The 14,475-nt window shown below is 65.4% G+C and carries 14 protein-coding genes; 7 read left to right on the forward strand and 7 right to left on the reverse strand.

What is annotated here, in order from left to right; translation table 11 throughout:
• The first annotated feature begins 76 nt into the window (after positions 1–76).
• Entirely contained in the window at positions 77–1,069 is a 993-nt protein-coding gene (locus KUW00_RS02925; protein WP_108131332.1) for a DMT family transporter, read from the forward strand.
• Here KUW00_RS02925 and KUW00_RS02930 read toward each other — a convergent pair.
• The 4 genes from KUW00_RS02930 to phaR all read right to left on the reverse strand — a co-directional run bounded on the left by KUW00_RS02930 (position 1,039) and on the right by phaR (position 4,268).
• The gene (locus tag KUW00_RS02930) at positions 1,039–1,911 is read right to left on the reverse strand and encodes a phosphoribulokinase (RefSeq protein ID WP_045992119.1); all 873 of its coding nucleotides are present in this window, start codon (positions 1,909–1,911) and stop codon (positions 1,039–1,041) included. The genes KUW00_RS02925 and KUW00_RS02930 overlap by 31 nt on opposite strands.
• The gene (locus KUW00_RS02935) at positions 1,911–2,345 is read right to left on the reverse strand and encodes an acyl-CoA thioesterase (protein WP_222568198.1); all 435 of its coding nucleotides are present in this window, start codon (positions 2,343–2,345) and stop codon (positions 1,911–1,913) included. Before KUW00_RS02935 ends, KUW00_RS02930 begins: the two co-directional genes overlap by 1 nt.
• A 63-nt stretch (positions 2,346–2,408) precedes the next feature.
• Complete coding sequence (purD, locus tag KUW00_RS02940; protein WP_045992121.1) at positions 2,409–3,692, reverse strand: phosphoribosylamine--glycine ligase; 1,284 nt, start codon at positions 3,690–3,692, stop codon at positions 2,409–2,411.
• A gap of 102 nt (positions 3,693–3,794) precedes the next feature.
• On the reverse strand, positions 3,795–4,268 hold the full coding sequence (gene phaR, locus KUW00_RS02945; protein ID WP_045992122.1) for a polyhydroxyalkanoate synthesis repressor PhaR: 474 nt from the start codon (positions 4,266–4,268) through the stop codon (positions 3,795–3,797).
• 119 nt (positions 4,269–4,387) lie between these two features.
• Here phaR and KUW00_RS02950 point away from each other — a divergent pair, with 119 nt between their 5' ends.
• Positions 4,388–5,101 carry a 16S rRNA (uracil(1498)-N(3))-methyltransferase gene (locus KUW00_RS02950; protein WP_045992123.1) on the forward strand — a complete coding sequence of 238 codons (714 nt, stop codon included), beginning with the start codon at positions 4,388–4,390 and terminating at the stop codon, positions 5,099–5,101.
• Between the two features lie 39 nt (positions 5,102–5,140).
• Here KUW00_RS02950 and KUW00_RS02955 read toward each other — a convergent pair whose 3' ends face one another.
• From KUW00_RS02955 to KUW00_RS02965, 3 genes are all read right to left on the reverse strand, one after another.
• Positions 5,141–5,719, reverse strand: coding sequence for an ATP-dependent zinc protease (locus tag KUW00_RS02955; RefSeq protein ID WP_045992177.1), 579 nt, complete (start codon positions 5,717–5,719; stop codon positions 5,141–5,143).
• Positions 5,720–5,857: 138 nt separating this feature from the next.
• A complete protein-coding gene (locus KUW00_RS02960) occupies positions 5,858–7,156 on the reverse strand; it encodes a lytic murein transglycosylase (RefSeq protein ID WP_222568199.1) in 1,299 nt (432 codons plus the stop codon).
• Positions 7,157–7,376: 220 nt separating this feature from the next.
• Positions 7,377–8,678, reverse strand: a complete 1,302-nt coding sequence (locus KUW00_RS02965; protein ID WP_222568200.1) for a DASH family cryptochrome — start codon at positions 8,676–8,678, stop codon at positions 7,377–7,379.
• A gap of 320 nt (positions 8,679–8,998) precedes the next feature.
• Here KUW00_RS02965 and KUW00_RS02970 point away from each other — a divergent pair, with 320 nt between their 5' ends.
• The 5 genes from KUW00_RS02970 to KUW00_RS02990 are packed head-to-tail and all read left to right on the forward strand — an operon-like array spanning position 8,999 to position 14,462.
• Positions 8,999–11,851 carry a monovalent cation/H+ antiporter subunit A gene (locus KUW00_RS02970; RefSeq protein WP_124802768.1) on the forward strand — a complete coding sequence of 951 codons (2,853 nt, stop codon included), beginning with the start codon at positions 8,999–9,001 and terminating at the stop codon, positions 11,849–11,851.
• Position 11,852: 1 nt separating this feature from the next.
• On the forward strand, positions 11,853–12,197 hold the full coding sequence (locus tag KUW00_RS02975; RefSeq protein ID WP_045992127.1) for a Na+/H+ antiporter subunit C: 345 nt from the start codon (positions 11,853–11,855) through the stop codon (positions 12,195–12,197).
• Positions 12,194–13,702: a monovalent cation/H+ antiporter subunit D gene (locus KUW00_RS02980; protein ID WP_108448056.1), complete on the forward strand. Its 1,509-nt coding sequence runs from the start codon at positions 12,194–12,196 to the stop codon at positions 13,700–13,702. Before KUW00_RS02975 ends, KUW00_RS02980 begins: the two co-directional genes overlap by 4 nt.
• The gene (locus KUW00_RS02985; RefSeq protein WP_108448055.1) at positions 13,699–14,199 is read left to right on the forward strand and encodes a Na+/H+ antiporter subunit E; all 501 of its coding nucleotides are present in this window, start codon (positions 13,699–13,701) and stop codon (positions 14,197–14,199) included. Before KUW00_RS02980 ends, KUW00_RS02985 begins: the two co-directional genes overlap by 4 nt.
• Positions 14,193–14,462, forward strand: coding sequence for a K+/H+ antiporter subunit F (locus tag KUW00_RS02990; protein ID WP_045992130.1), 270 nt, complete (start codon positions 14,193–14,195; stop codon positions 14,460–14,462). Before KUW00_RS02985 ends, KUW00_RS02990 begins: the two co-directional genes overlap by 7 nt.
• Positions 14,463–14,475 lie beyond the last annotated feature (13 nt).

Consider the following 14,475-nt stretch of genomic DNA (forward strand, 5'->3'; position numbering starts at 1 on the left):
TACTGCACCGTCTCTGGCTGCACCAGCGCACGCCCTTCACCCTAGGCGCTACTGACCCGCCACGGAGTTCGCGCAGATGCCCTCACGACACCGACCATTGAACCCGACACACCGCCCGGACCTTGGCAAGGGCTGGGCCTGCGGCGCCCTCGGCATGGCCATCTTCAGCGGTTCATTGCCCGCCACCCGGGTGGCGGTGAGGGCCTTCGATCCGCTGTTTCTGACCTTTTCCAGGGCCAGCCTGGCGGGACTGGTGGCGGTGGTATTGCTGGCGTGCCTGAAGGGACGCCGGCCGCGGACCGATGAGCTTGCATCGCTGGGGCTGGTTGCCGCCTGCGTGGTGGTGGGGTTTCCACTGCTGACCGCCATGGCGCTGGAGCACGTCAGCGCAGCGCACTCGCTGGTCTATATCGGCCTGCTGCCGATGGCTACCGCGCTGTTCGGGGTGCTGCGTACCGGCGACAGGCCCCGCCCGGCGTTCTGGGCCTGCTCGTTGAGCGGTGCTGCGCTGGTCGCAGGCTTCGCGCTCGGCCAGCCTGGCAGCGCCTCCTTGACCGGCGATCTGTTGATGCTGGCCGCCGTGACCGTCTGCGGGCTCGGTTACGCCGAGGGCGCGCGACTATCAAGACGGCTGCAAGGCTGGCGGGTGATCTGCTGGGCGCTGACCCTGACCCTGCCGTTGATGCTGCCTCTGGCGGTCGCATCGCAACCGCCGACCCTGCAGGGTATCGGCAGCGCCGCCTGGTGGTCGCTGGGCTATGTATCGCTGTTCAGCATGCTGATTGGCTTCATCTTCTGGTATCGCGGCCTGGCGCTCGGTGGGGTGGCCGCGGTGGGTCAGCTACAGTTGCTGCAGCCGTTTCTCGGGCTTGGCCTGGCGGCCTGGTTGTTGAACGAGTCGATCAGCGTGGCGATGCTCGCCACCTGTGCCGCGGTCGTGGTGTGCGTCGCCGGCGCAAAACGCTTCGCCACACCAGCTCCGGTGCCGTCGATCCCGACCTGTCAGTCAGACGAAGCCGGCATCAACGGTGCGGCAGCTCAACGAAAACGTCGTTGGGCCAGCAGATGACGCACCAGCGGACCGAGGATCAGCTCCATCGCCAAGGATAGACGAGAGCCGGGCACCACCAGGGTGTGGGGGCGACTCATGAAGGCGTCCTGAATCATCGCCAGCAGGTAGGGAAAATCCACGGTGGACGGATCGCGGAACCGGATCACCACGAAGGACTCGGCATCGGTGGGGATATCCTGGACCTCGAAGGGGTTCGAGGTATCTACCGTGGGCACCCGCTGAAAGTTGATATGGGTACGCGAGAACTGCGGCAGGATGTAGCGCACGTAGTCATCCATGCGCCCCAGGATGGTGTCGATGACCGCTTCCTGGGTGTAGCCGCGGGCATGCATGTCGCGGTCGATCTTCTGGATCCACTCGAGGTTCATGGTCGGGGCGACGCCCACCAGCAGATCGACGTGGCGGGCGATGTCCACCTCACTGGTGACCAGCCCACCGTGCAGACCCTCGTAGAACAGCAGGTCGGTACCGGTGGGCAGCGGCTGCCATTCGGTGAAGGTGCCGACCTGGTAGCCGGCCTCGATCATCTTCTTGTCTTCGGCGTGGATATAGTGCCGGAAGGTCCCGGCGCCGCTGTCACCGTACTCCTGGAACAGCGTCTCCAGGCGATCGAGCAGGTTGGCCTCCACCGCAAAGTGGGACAGCTCATCCTTGCGCTCGGGCTCCTCGCGAAAGATCCGCGCCATCTCCTGGCGGGTGTAGCGATGGAAGGCGTCACCATCGACGAAGGCGGCATGGACATCTTCCCGGGCGAACATGCGCTCGAAGGTACGCTTGACCGTAGTGGTGCCGGCACCGGACGAGCCGGTGACCGCGATGACTGGATACTCCCTCGACATCAGCCAGCCCTCGCCAGGGCGTCACGTACCGCTTCGGGCACCGCCACCGCACGCCCTGCCTGGGGGTCGACCACCATCAGGTTGAGCCTGGCGGTCGCCACTATCCGCTGGTCGCTGTTGCGACGCATGCGATGGTAGACCGTGATGGCCTTGCGCGCCGGTTCGGGGATGGCGGTCTCGACCGTCAAGGCATCCGGCCAACGAGACTCGGCCTGGTACTGCACCGCCAGGTCAGCGGCGACACTGGGATAGCCTCCCATGTCACCTTCGTGAAGCCCGAGATGGGCCAGGGCGGCCGCCCTGGCCTCGTGCAACAGCGAAATCACGGCGTCATGGCCCAGATGGTGCCCGTAGTTCATGTCGGTCACGCGCACCGTCAAACCATGACGGTGGACGATCGCCTGCTCGGGAAACTCCAGTTTGACGCGTTCCATGCTCGCTCCTTGCTGATTATTGTTGGTCAGTACCATGGGGCAAGCCAGACCGGTACCCGACGATCAGGACTGCCGGGCCATGGCGCGGTGGGCGATGTCCGAACGCCAGAAGGCGCCTTCGAAACTCACCGTCTTGACCCCGCGGTAGGCCAGCTCCCGAGCCTCGCCAAGATCCTGACCGAGGGCGGTCACGCACAACACTCGTCCGCCGGAGGTGACCACCTGGCCATCCTTTTCCGCGGTGCCGGCGTGGAAGACCTTGACGCCCAGGGCCTCGGCACTGTCGCCTCCGCTGATCACGTCGCCCTTGCGGTAGCTGCCGGGGTAGCCTTCGGCGGCCATCACCACACCGATGGCCGGACGCGGGTCCCAGCGGCAATCGTGACCGGACAGGCGACCCTCGGCGCCGGCCAGACACAGCTCGGCCAGATCGCTCTGCAGGCGCATCATGATCGGCTGGGTTTCGGGGTCGCCGAAGCGGCAGTTGTACTCGATCACCTTGGGTTCACCCGCGTCGGTGATCATCAGCCCGGCGTAGAGGAAGCCGGTATAAGGATGCCCTTCGTCGGCCATGCCACGCACCGTGGGGCGAATCACCTCGTCCATGATGCGCTGGTAGACGCTGTCGGTGACCACAGGTGCCGGCGAATAGGCGCCCATGCCGCCGGTGTTGGGGCCGGTGTCGCCCTCGCCCACCCGCTTGTGGTCCTGGCTGGTGGCCATGGGCACGATGGACTCGCCATCCACCATGACGATAAAGCTGGCTTCCTCACCTTCGAGGAATTCCTCGATCACGACACGAGCACCGGCATCACCGAAGGCGTTGTCTTCGAGCATGTCGCGCACCGCCGCCTCGGCCTCGGCCTCGGTCATGGCCACGATGACGCCCTTGCCCGCCGCCAGGCCGTCGGCCTTGATGACGATGGGTGCGCCCTTGTCCCGCAGATAGGCCAGCGCCGGTTCCACGGCGGTGAAGGTGCTGTAGTCAGCGGTGGGAATGGCGTGGCGAGCCAGAAAGTCCTTGGTAAAGGACTTGGATCCCTCGAGCTGGGCAGCGCCCTGGGTCGGGCCGAAGATCGCGAGCCCGGCATCACGAAAACGATCCACCACTCCCTCGACCAGCGGCGCCTCGGGGCCCACGATGGTCAGGCCGACGCTCTCGCGCCGGGCAAAGTCCACCAGCCCGTCGAGGTCGGATACCGCGATATCGACGTTGGTCAGTCCCGCCTCCCGTGCGGTGCCGGCATTGCCTGGCGCCACGAAGACCGAGGAGACGCTGGACGACTGGGCGACCTTCCAGGCCAGGGCATGTTCGCGGCCACCGCCGCCGATGATCAGGACCTTCATCCGCTCAACTACCTTTCGAGTACCAAATGAGGCGGCATTATGGCAGAAAAAGCCCGCTCTCGCCCTCCTGGCCTCTCTCCATCAGAGCCGGGCGTGGGAGGGTCAGGAGGAACGCTCGTCGTCGTCTTTGGTGGTCCCGCCCTGGCTGGTTCCGCCCTGGCTGATGGTGTTCTGCCAGAAACGCATGTTTTCCTCGGCCAGCTCGCGCATCAGCTCCATCGGCGAATGCCGCATGGCCTGCTGCCACTGATCCTGCATCTTCTTCTGCTGCTCCATCATCAACCGGGTGCCCTGCTCCAGGTAGCGCGCCAGGGGCAGCGGCTGAGACATGGCGTACACCCGAATCAGCTGTTGCAGCAGGTCATTGGAGAACACCTCGGCGTCGCTGTCGGCCTGCTCCTGCTCGATGATGATCGACAGCAGAATGGTACGCGTCAGGTCCTCGCCACTCTTGGCATCTTCCACACGGAAAGGCACTTCCTCGAGAATCAGGCTTCGTAGATCCTCGAGCGTTACATAGCGGCTCTGTTCGGTATCATAGAGCCGGCGATTGGCATACTTGCGAATCACGCGCACGGCGCTGCTCCTTTGTTCGTGGGAAGCCCAGGGACTGCAGCTGCAGATCCTCGGCTTCGTTCGCATCCATTTTGCACCGCGACACGGCCCTTGCAAGACAAACCGGTACTCGAGGCTCCATGAATCTGATACTTCTCACCCGGAACGACGTCGATGACGCCGGGTTGGCACGGGTCCGCGACCCCCGGCGCCTGGCCCACCTGCGCCAGGTCCACCGCGCCCGCCAGGGCGACGTGATGACCCTGGGACTGGAGAACGGCCCGCTGGGCCGCGGTCAGCTCGTGTCGCTGACCGACGATGAGGCCTGCTTCGACGTTTCCGGGCTCGATCAGGCTCCGCCCGCGGCGCTACCGGTGCACCTGGTGCTGGCGCTGCCTCGCCCACGCATGCTGGCAAGAAGCATAGAGCATGCCACCGCGCTGGGGGTGAAGCGCATCACGTTGCTGCATAGCCGCAGGGTGGAGAAGAGCTACTGGCAGTCCCCCGAACTCGATCCCGCCAAGATCCACCAGCACCTGGTGCTTGGCCTGGAGCAGGCCCGCGATACTGCGCTGCCGGTGGTGGACACGGCGCGGGGCTTTCGGCCCTTCGTCGAGGACCGTCTGCCGTCCCTGCTGGAAGGACGGCGGGGCCTGTTGGCGCACCCCGGGATGGCGACTGCCTGCCCTCGAGGCCTGACCGAGCCTGTGACCCTGCTGGTCGGCCCCGAGGGCGGCTTCATCGAATGGGAGGTGGAACAGATGCTGGCGGCAGGCTGCGAGGGCATCCACCTGGGCGAGCGCATCCTGCGGGTGGAAACCGCGGTGACCGCGCTACTGTCCAGGCTGTTCTAGGCCAACCCTGTAGACCACACCGGCGGTGCCATCGACGTATCAGCTCTCGCTGTCCTCGTCATCGGCACCGTCATCCTTGTTGGTGCCGTACTCGCCCTCTCCCTCATGCTCGATGACCGGGGAGTTCTCGTCGCAACTCGGCTCGATCATGAAGGTCTCGCGCACGTCCAGCAGCCCGAGCTCACCGATGGTACGGCGCCCCAGCAGCATCGGGTAGTTCATCTCTTCCCGGTTGCGCAGGCTGAACTGCTCCTCGTGGATGGTGTCCCCCATGCACACCTCCATCAACACCACCAGGCGCTCGTCGCGACCGCCGGCCCCGCGCACCGTCATGTCGCGATAGAGCGGGCGTTCGAGCTGCTTCTTGAAGGTCTCGCCAGTCTCCTCGTCCTCGAGCTCGAGGGCGAAACGCACCCAGGGTTCGCCTTCCTTGTCGAAGCGCTCGATATCCCGGGCATCCAGCGAAGACGTCAGCGCCCCGCTGTCCAGCTTTGCCTTCACTTCGACGTCCCAGGGCTCCAGGGTCGCCATCTCGACCCAGCCAAAGACGTCAGGGCCGTCATCGGCCAGGGCGCCGCCGGCCGGCGCCATGCACAGGGGAAGCGCCGCCAGCGCCATCCGTCGGGCGGGGCCCGACAGCCATCGATTCCAGAGAGTCATCGTGCCATTTCCATGTGGAGGGCGTCCCGCCGGACGCCGATACGTCAGGCCCCTGAGTCAGGGGCCACCTTGATGTTTTCAGGGCTGATTGATCGCTCAGTGGCTTAGGCGTTCGAGCAGCTTGAGCGTGGCGAAGCCGTCGGGCACCAGATCCTGGTCGCGCTGCCAGGCGCGCAACCCTGCCCGGGTATTGGGACCCATGATGCCGTCCGGGGTTCCCACCTCGTAGCCAAGCGCCTGAAGCCGCGACTGCAGCGTCTTCACCTGAGTACGAGAGAGCGGTTGCTCGTCACGAGGCCAGCCACCCTCGATGCCGGCGCGCCCGGCGATACGGTCGCTCAGCGAGGCCACCGCCAGGGCGTAGCTGGTGGCGTTGTTGTAGCGCAGGATGGCGCGGAAGTTCGGTCCCACCAGGAAAGCAGGACCACGCGCGCCGGCCGGAGTGATCACCGACGCCTCATCGAAGGCCGGCAGATCGCCACCGCCCAGCGGGCTCACACCCAGGCCGGCCCAAGCCGAAGCGCTCTTGCGGGTATCGAGCTCGGTCTGGGCGTAGTCGAACCCGGACGGCAGTTGCACCTCGACACCCCAGGGCTCGCCCTGACGCCAACCGGCACGATCCAGATAGTTGGCAGTCGACGCCATGACGTCGGGGATACTCGCCCAGATATCACGGCGACCGTCGCCGTCTCCGTCCTTGGCGTAGGCCACGAAACTGGAAGGAATGAACTGGGTGTGGCCCATCCCCCCCGCCCAGGAGCCCTTCATGCGCTGCGGTGTGATATCGCCGGCGTCGATGATCTCGAGCGCTGCCATCAGTTCACCGCGTGCAAAGTCTCGGCGCCGACCGTCATAGGCCAGGGTCGCCAGTGCCTCCAGGGTCGAGAAGTCACCGAAGTTCTGGCCGTAGTTGCTCTCGATACCCCAGATGGCGGTAAGGACCTCGGCGGGCACACCGTAGTCGGCCTCGGCGCGGTCGGCCGCGGAGCGATTGGCGGCGAGCTTGTCACGCCCCTGGGTCACCCTGGCGTTGGAGACCGCGGTATCCAGGTATTGCCAGATCGGGCGCACGAACTCCGGCTGGGAGCCGTCGAGTTCGATCACCCGGGGACGGTAGCGCAGGCCATCCAGCGCGCGCGCCAGGGTCGCTTCGCTGATGCCTTCTGCACGCGCCTGATCACGAAAGCCGGCCAGCCACTGATCGAAGCTCTGGGGCTCGGCTGCAGCGGCGGCAGGGGCGGCCTGCCCAGACGCTTCGCCACTGGCGCTGGCGGTGACGCTTGCACCAGCACTGGCATTGGTACCGGCCGCGGCATCGCCGGAGGGGGCGGCGGAGGTACTCTGGCAACCGGCCAGGGTCACCACGAGAAGGGCGGGGAACAATCGGGTCAGCATGATGAAGCAATCCTTGGCGATCAATATGCGGGCATGATGACCCAGGACCCGCTGTCATACCAGCCAGTCAGGACACCAGAGCATCGCAAGATGTGGCACCACTACCACCAAGGTGGGAGCCACCCGCAGGGGCAAGAGACCTCATACGGGAGGTCGAACAACGTGGTGAACTGGGCATCGCTCGTCCTTCCATACACCGGTGCCTCAATGCCCCAGTGCCTCAATGCCCCAGTGCCTCGTAGGAAGACGGCTGCAAGCTCACCTCCTTCCAGTGGCGGACATAGCGTTCATCGGGGTCGTAGCGCCGGCTCTGTTCGTCGATATCGAAGATCCTGGGTTTGGCGTTGCGGCCCACTCCTGCGATGTACTTCCAGTTGCCCCAGTTGCTGGCAACGTCATGGTCGATCAGACAGCGTTCGAACCAGGCGGCGCCGTGGCGCCAGTCCTCCCCGAGATCGTGCACCAGGTAGCTGGCGACGAGCTGACGCGCGCGATTGGAGAGCCAGCCGCTGACCGTCAACTCACGCATGGCTGCATCGATCAGCGGCTGCCCGGTAGCGCCCAGGCGCCAGCACTCGAATGCCTGCCCCGGCGATGATGGAGGATCGCCGAACAGCGCTTTGCCTTCCTGGCGTGCCGCCCAGTGGAAGTAGTCGCGCCATAACAACTCGTGATAGAAGTGGCGAGATGATGCGTTGGCGCCCCGCCGGTCTTCCCATTCACGCAGTGCTTCGAGGACCTGGGTCGCCGACACACAGCCAAGCGCCAGCCAGGGCGATAGACGGGACGAAAAGCCAGCGCCGATCAAACCATTGCGCGTCTGCTGATAGGTCGCCAGCAAATCGGACTCCCACACGACGTCGTCGAGACGCTGCCAGGCGGGCGCTTCACCGCCGACAAAGGCAAGCCCGGCGCTGTCGGGCACGTCGTTCAAGGCGTCCGCTTCGCGTGACAATCGCTGCAACGAGGGCAGTCCGCGCGGCGCTCGTTCCGGCCACGCCGGCTGCGTCGCCGGGGCCGGACGGCTGTGACTTCGAGGAGACGCCTCGCCGAGGCGACGCCGGAAAGCCGACCAGCTTGCCGGTACCTCATCCAACGTCATCGGCAACGTCTGCGACGTCCACAGCGTGCCCGTACCACGACGCTCCAGTCGACACTGCCTTGGCAGGCAGCGTGCCAGTCGCTCAAGCTGGTCGTCCCCGCCTGCTGCCTCGCTGGCCACCACCCGTGTCACCTGATACTGCTCGGCCAGCCGGGCGACCAGCGATACCGGCTCGTCCACCGCCACCAGCAGGTCGCTACCCTTCTTCAACAGCGTCCCACGCAACTCCTTGAGACACTGCCACAGAAAGCGCAGCCGACGAGCGCCGATACCGGCCACGCCGTCTGCCGATGTGCCATCAAGCAGCGCCTCGTCGATCACGAACACCACCAGGCGCTCGCTGACCGAGGGCGCGATGTCCAGCAAGGGGTTGTCGGCCAGCCGCAGTTCCCCACGCAACCACACCAGCTCTGTTTCCATGTCACGCTCCCGACAGGCCTGAGGATTCGCGGCACGCGCCCCGTGGACACAGATCGTGCGCTACCGCCGGAGGCATTGCCCTACTGCATAGCGATAATATATAGGCCTTGTACACTACATGTACAATTTTTAGAGCGCCTACGGCTATCACGTTGAATCCGCACGGGGCAGCGGTCCGTCCATCTTTCGGGTAAAGTGGGTCGGCGCTTCAGGGTGAGCTGATCAACACCCCTGGCGGTAGGCCAAGGCATTGTGAGGGCTCGTGTTTTCAGACCATCGCGGCGCTCACCACGTTCAAGGACAGGCAGGATGACCGACAGATGACTTTGCTATGGATTCCCTTGCTCCCCCTTCTCGGTGTGCTGGTCCCCGCATTGACCGGATCTAGAGGCCGCCCTCTTTGCACCCTCGCCACGGCGGTCCTTCCCGCCATTGCCCTGGCCATGACCCTGGCCCAGCTACCCGCCCTGGGTGCCGGGGATATCCCTCGGGTCTCCCTGAGCTGGGTGCCCCAACTGGGGCTGGACCTGGCCTTTCGCCTCGATGGCCTGTCACTGCTGTTCAATGTGCTGATCCTGGGCATCGGCCTGCTGATCATCCTGTACGCCCACTACTATCTCGACCCCAGCGAGAACTACGCCCGCTTTTACGCCTACCTGATCCTGTTCATGGCCTCCATGGTGGGCATCGCCATGGCCGACAACCTGCTGGTGCTGTGGTTCTTCTGGGAGTTGACCAGCCTGTCATCCTTCCTGCTGATCGGTTTCTGGTCACACCGCTCGGAGGCGCGCAAGGGCGCGCGCATGGCGATGACGGTCACCGGCGCCGGTGGCCTCGCCCTGCTGGCGGGCTTTCTGCTGCTGGGCGATATCGTCGGCAGTCTCGACATGCAGGTGGTGCTGGAAAGCGGCGAGACGATCCTGGCCGACCCGCGCTACCCGCTGATGCTGGTCCTGGTGCTGCTCGGCGCCTTCGCCAAGTCCGCCCAGTTCCCGTTCCACTTCTGGCTTCCCCATGCCATGGCGGCACCGACTCCGGTGTCTGCGTACCTGCACTCCGCCACCATGGTCAAGGCGGGGATCTTCCTGATGGCGCGCCTGCATCCCGCCATCGCCGGCAGCGAGCTGTGGTCGGCCATCGTGACCGTGATCGGTATCGTCACCATGGTGTATGCCGCCTGGTTTGCTCTGATCAAGGCGGATCTCAAGGGTATCCTGGCGTTCTCCACCGTCAGCCATCTGGGCCTGATCACCGTACTGCTGGGCATCGGCAGTCCCATGGCGGTGCTGGCGGCGCTGTTTCATATCCTCAACCACGCCACCTTCAAGGCCGCACTGTTCATGTGTTCGGGGATCATCGACCATGAGGCCGGCACCCGCGACCTGGCCCGGCTGGGCAAACTGGCCAAGGCGATGCCGGTCACCTGCGTGGTGATGAGCATCACCGGCGCCGCCATGGCGGGCGTGCCGCTGTTCAATGGCTTCATCTCCAAGGAAATGTTCTTCACCGAGGCCCTCGAGACCCACGCCTTCGGCGGCCTCAGCCTGGTGCTGCCGGTACTGGCCACCATTGGCGGCGTGCTGTCGGTGGCCTATTCCGCGCGGCTGGTCCACGCGGTGTTCTTCTCCCCTCCGCGCCACGCGCCGCCCAAGACGCCGCACGAGCCGCCCCATCTGATGCGGGCTCCGGCGGAGCTGTTGGCGGTGCTGTGTATCCTGGTCGGCCTGTTCCCGGCGCTGATGGCCACCTGGCTGATGGCGCCTGCGGTCGAGGCGGTGCTGCTCGAGCCGCTGGAGTTCCACCTGGCCCTGTGGCACGGCTTCAACCTGCCGCTGGCGATGAGCGCCGTGGCCCTGGTCGCCGGCGTCATCACCTATATCCTGCATCGCAAGATTCGCCAGTTCGTGCGGGACTTCCCGCCGCGTGATGCCAGCCGTATCTTCGAGGGTGTCATCCAGTGCATCGGCGATCGCGCCGAGCGCATCACCGAATGCGTCGACAACGCCTCGCTGCAGCGCTTCATGACCCTGCTGCTGACCGCCTCCCTGGTGGTCGGCGCCATCGGTCTGGCCCAGATGGATACCCTGACCGGGGCCAAGGGCAACCAACCGGTGGACGGCGTGCTGCTGGTCGGCGCCCTGCTGCTGGTGTTCACCGGCATTGGCACCGCCATTACCCATCGCCATCGTCTGATCTCGCTGCTGATGCTGTCGGTGGTGGGCCTGCTGGTATCACTGACCTTTGCCCGCTTCTCGGCACCGGACCTGGCGTTGACCCAGCTATCGGTCGAGGTGGTCACCATGATCCTGCTGATGCTGGCGCTGTTCTTCCTGCCCCAGAAGACCCCTCGGGAATCCACCCCGGCGCGGGCGCTGCGCGACCTGGTGCTGTGTACCGGACTGGGCGGAGTGATCGCCGGACTCAACTACACCGTGTTGACCCGCGACACCGAAAGCATCTCGGACTTCTTCCTCGACAACAGCGTGCCCGGCGGCGGCGGCCACAATGTGGTCAATGTCATCCTGGTCGACTTCCGTGGCTTCGACACCCTGGGCGAGATCACGGTGCTGGCGATCGCCGGTCTCGCCATCTTCAAGCTGCTCAACCGTCTGCGCCTGTTCATGCCTCACAGCGACAGCGAGGGGCGCATCTGGGCGCCGGATCGCTACCCGATGATTCTGACCACCATCTCCCAGACGGTACTGCCGCTGGCACTGCTGGTGTCGGTATTCATCTTCCTGCGCGGCCACAACCAGCCCGGTGGCGGCTTTATCGCCGGCCTGATCACCGCGGTGGGATTGATCCTGGTGTACATGGCCCGGGGCGTTGCCTGGACCCAGAAGCGTCTCGACTTCCCCTACCAGCCGGTGGCGATCCTCGGCGTCGGTGTCGCCGCCCTGACCGGCTTCGGCAGCTGGCTGTTCGGCGCACCCTTCCTGACCTCGTCCTTCGGCCATTTCCATATCCCGCTGATCGGCGATATCGAACTGGCCACCGCGATGCTGTTCGATCTCGGTGTCTATCTGGCGGTGGTCGGTGCGACCCTGATGATCCTGGCCAACCTGGGCAAGGTGACCACCCCCCACCGTCCGGCCAAGGAAGACCATGACGCGACGGAACGCGGCCTGCACCGCACCGACGACCCCACCCCCGACGGCAAGGAGACCGTGTGACATGGAAATGCTCTATGCCATAACGACCGGCGTGCTCGCCGCCAGTGGCCTGTATCTGATGCTGCGCGGCCGAACCTTCCCAGTGGTGGTCGGTCTGACGCTGCTCTCCTACGCCACCAACCTCTTTCTGTTCTCCATGGGCGGACTGACCACCGGTGGTTCCGCCATCATCGACGGCAAGAGCGACTACAGCGATCCGCTGCCCCAGGCGCTGGTGCTGACGGCCATCGTCATTGGCTTCGCCATGACCGCCTTCGCGGTGATCCTGGCGATGCGTGCACGGGGCGACATGGGCAATGACCACGTGGACGGGCGCAAGGCCGAGGACAAGGAGGAGCGACGCTGATGTCCCACCTGATCGTGATGCCCATCGTGCTGCCGCTGGCAGCAGCGGTGGCGCTGCTGCTGACCCGATTCGGCAATGCCACGCTCAAGCGTGGTCTCGGCCTTGCCACCACCCTGGCGCTGCTGGTGATCAGCGTGATGCTGCTGCGCCAGGCGGCCAGCGGCGAGATCCAGTACTACGCCCTGGGCAACTGGCAGCCGCCCTTCGGCATCATCATGGTGCTGGACCGGCTATCGGCGCTGATGCTGTTCGTGACCTCGATGCTGGCGGTTGGTGCGGTGCTGTTCGCCTGCGGCGGCGACGACGAGAAGGGCAGCAACTTCCACGGCCTGTTCCAGCTGCAGCTGATGGGAATCAACGGCGCCTTCCTGACCGGCGACCTGTTCAACCTGTTCGTGTTCTTCGAGGTGCTGCTGCTGGCCTCCTACGCCCTGCTGGTCCACGGTGGTGGCAAGGCGCGCATCCAGTCGGCGGTGCACTACGCCGTGCTCAACCTGGCGGGATCGGCGCTGTTCCTGTTCGCCGTGGGTCTGCTGTACGGGGCCACCGGCACCCTCAACATGGCGGACATGGCCCAGGCGGTGAGTCAGCTGCCGGGAGAGCGTCAGGGCATGGTCGTCGCCGGCGCTCTGCTGCTGCTGGTGGTATTTGGCCTCAAGGCGGCGGTACTGCCACTGTATTTCTGGCTCCCGCGGGCCTACGCCAGCGCGCCGCCGCCGGTGGCCGCCCTGTTTGCGGTGATGACCAAGATCGGCGTCTACGCCATCCTGCGGGTCTACTGGCTGGTCTTCGGCGACCAGGCAGGTCCCCTGGAGGCGCTTGAGCAGAGCTGGGTGTGGTGGCTTTCGCTCGGCACCCTGGCGATTGCCGGTGTCGGCGTGCTGGCCGCCCGCGACCTGCGTCTGCTGGTGGCCTATCTGGTACTGGTGTCGGTGGGCACCCTGCTCGCCGGCGTCGGCATGCGCTCCCCCGAGGCGGTGTCGGGCCTCCTGTTCTATCTGGTGCACACCACCCTGGTCACCGGCGGGCTGTTCCTGCTGGCGGACATGATCGGCGTCCAGCGTGGCAAGGCCGGTACCCGCCTGGTGCGCGGCCGGATACCGCGCAACGCCACGGCGCTGGGCCTGATGTTCCTGATCGGGTCCATGGCGGTGGCGGGCCTGCCCCCGCTGTCCGGGGCGCTGGGCAAGGTCATGCTGATGAACGCCGGCGACAGCGCCCAACGTCTCTGGTTCTGGCCTCTGCTGCTGGCCACCGGCCTGTGCGCCATTGTGGCGCTGTCGCGGGCAGGGTCCACCCTGTTCTGGCGCAGCCAGGCCAGCGATGACGGCGATTCGCTGTCCCCCTGGCAGTGGGCGGGCACCGGCTGGCTGCTGGCATCGTCGCCGTTGCTGGTGATCCTGGCCGGCCCCCTGGCCGGCTACACCGAGGCCACGGCAGAACAGTTGAGCGACCCGCAACCGATGATTCAGGCCGTTCTGATCGATCAGGGAGACGCCCAATGAACCGACGCACTCGCTCACTACTGCCGACACCGCTGCTCAGCCTGCTGCTGCTGGTCGTGTGGCTGTTGCTGGTCAACACGGTCTCGGTCGGTCACCTGCTGCTTGGCGGCTTTCTGGCCGTGCTCATCCCCTGGCTGACCTACCCCTTCTGGGACATGCAGCCCGGTGTAAAGAAGCCCTGGAAACTGGTGCGCTTCTTCTTCCGGGTGATTGGTGACATCGTGGTGGCCAACATGCAGGTGGCCTGGATCATCATCAATCCCTGGCGCCGCACTCGGCCCCACTTCGTCGAGTATCCGCTGATGCTCGAGGAGCGATTCACCATCACCCTGCTGGCCAGCACCATCACCCTGACCCCAGGGACGGTGTCGGCCAACCTGCGCATGGACGGCAAGACGCTGCTGATCCACGCTCTGGACGTGCGTGACGAACAGACCCTGATCCGCACCATCCGCGAACGCTACGAGCAGCCGCTGAAGGAGATCTTCGAATGCTAGACACCGCCTTGACCATCAGTTTGGCGCTGGTCTGCCTGGCGCTGCTGCTGAACCTGTTTCGCCTGACCGTGGGCCCGGACATGCCCGACAGGATCCTGGCGCTGGATACCATGTACGTGAACTCCATCGCCCTGATCATCCTGATGGGAGTGTGGCTCAACTCCAAGACCTACTTCGAAGCCGCGCTGCTGATCGCGCTGCTCGGCTTCATCAGCACCATTGCCGTCTGCAAGTATCTGCTGCGCGGCGATATCATCGAGTAACTTCGGGAGAATT

Origin of the sequence: Halomonas sp. DP5N14-9 (assembly GCF_019802175.1) — a bacterium.
In the GTDB taxonomy this organism is placed as follows: domain Bacteria; phylum Pseudomonadota; class Gammaproteobacteria; order Pseudomonadales; family Halomonadaceae; genus Halomonas; species Halomonas litopenaei.

Coding starts and splice junctions, on each gene's coding strand:
- KUW00_RS02925 (WP_108131332.1), top strand. CDS start 77: ATGCCCTCACGACACCGACCATTGAACCCGACACACCGCCCGGACCTT.
- KUW00_RS02930 (WP_045992119.1), bottom strand. CDS start 1,911: ATGTCGAGGGAGTATCCAGTCATCGCGGTCACCGGCTCGTCCGGTGCC.
- KUW00_RS02935 (WP_222568198.1), bottom strand. CDS start 2,345: ATGGAACGCGTCAAACTGGAGTTTCCCGAGCAGGCGATCGTCCACCGT.
- purD (WP_045992121.1), bottom strand. CDS start 3,692: ATGAAGGTCCTGATCATCGGCGGCGGTGGCCGCGAACATGCCCTGGCC.
- KUW00_RS02950 (WP_045992123.1), top strand. CDS start 4,388: ATGAATCTGATACTTCTCACCCGGAACGACGTCGATGACGCCGGGTTG.
- KUW00_RS02955 (WP_045992177.1), bottom strand. CDS start 5,719: ATGGCGCTGGCGGCGCTTCCCCTGTGCATGGCGCCGGCCGGCGGCGCC.
- KUW00_RS02960 (WP_222568199.1), bottom strand. CDS start 7,156: ATGCTGACCCGATTGTTCCCCGCCCTTCTCGTGGTGACCCTGGCCGGT.
- KUW00_RS02965 (WP_222568200.1), bottom strand. CDS start 8,678: ATGGAAACAGAGCTGGTGTGGTTGCGTGGGGAACTGCGGCTGGCCGAC.
- KUW00_RS02970 (WP_124802768.1), top strand. CDS start 8,999: ATGACTTTGCTATGGATTCCCTTGCTCCCCCTTCTCGGTGTGCTGGTC.
- KUW00_RS02975 (WP_045992127.1), top strand. CDS start 11,853: ATGGAAATGCTCTATGCCATAACGACCGGCGTGCTCGCCGCCAGTGGC.
- KUW00_RS02985 (WP_108448055.1), top strand. CDS start 13,699: ATGAACCGACGCACTCGCTCACTACTGCCGACACCGCTGCTCAGCCTG.
- KUW00_RS02990 (WP_045992130.1), top strand. CDS start 14,193: ATGCTAGACACCGCCTTGACCATCAGTTTGGCGCTGGTCTGCCTGGCG.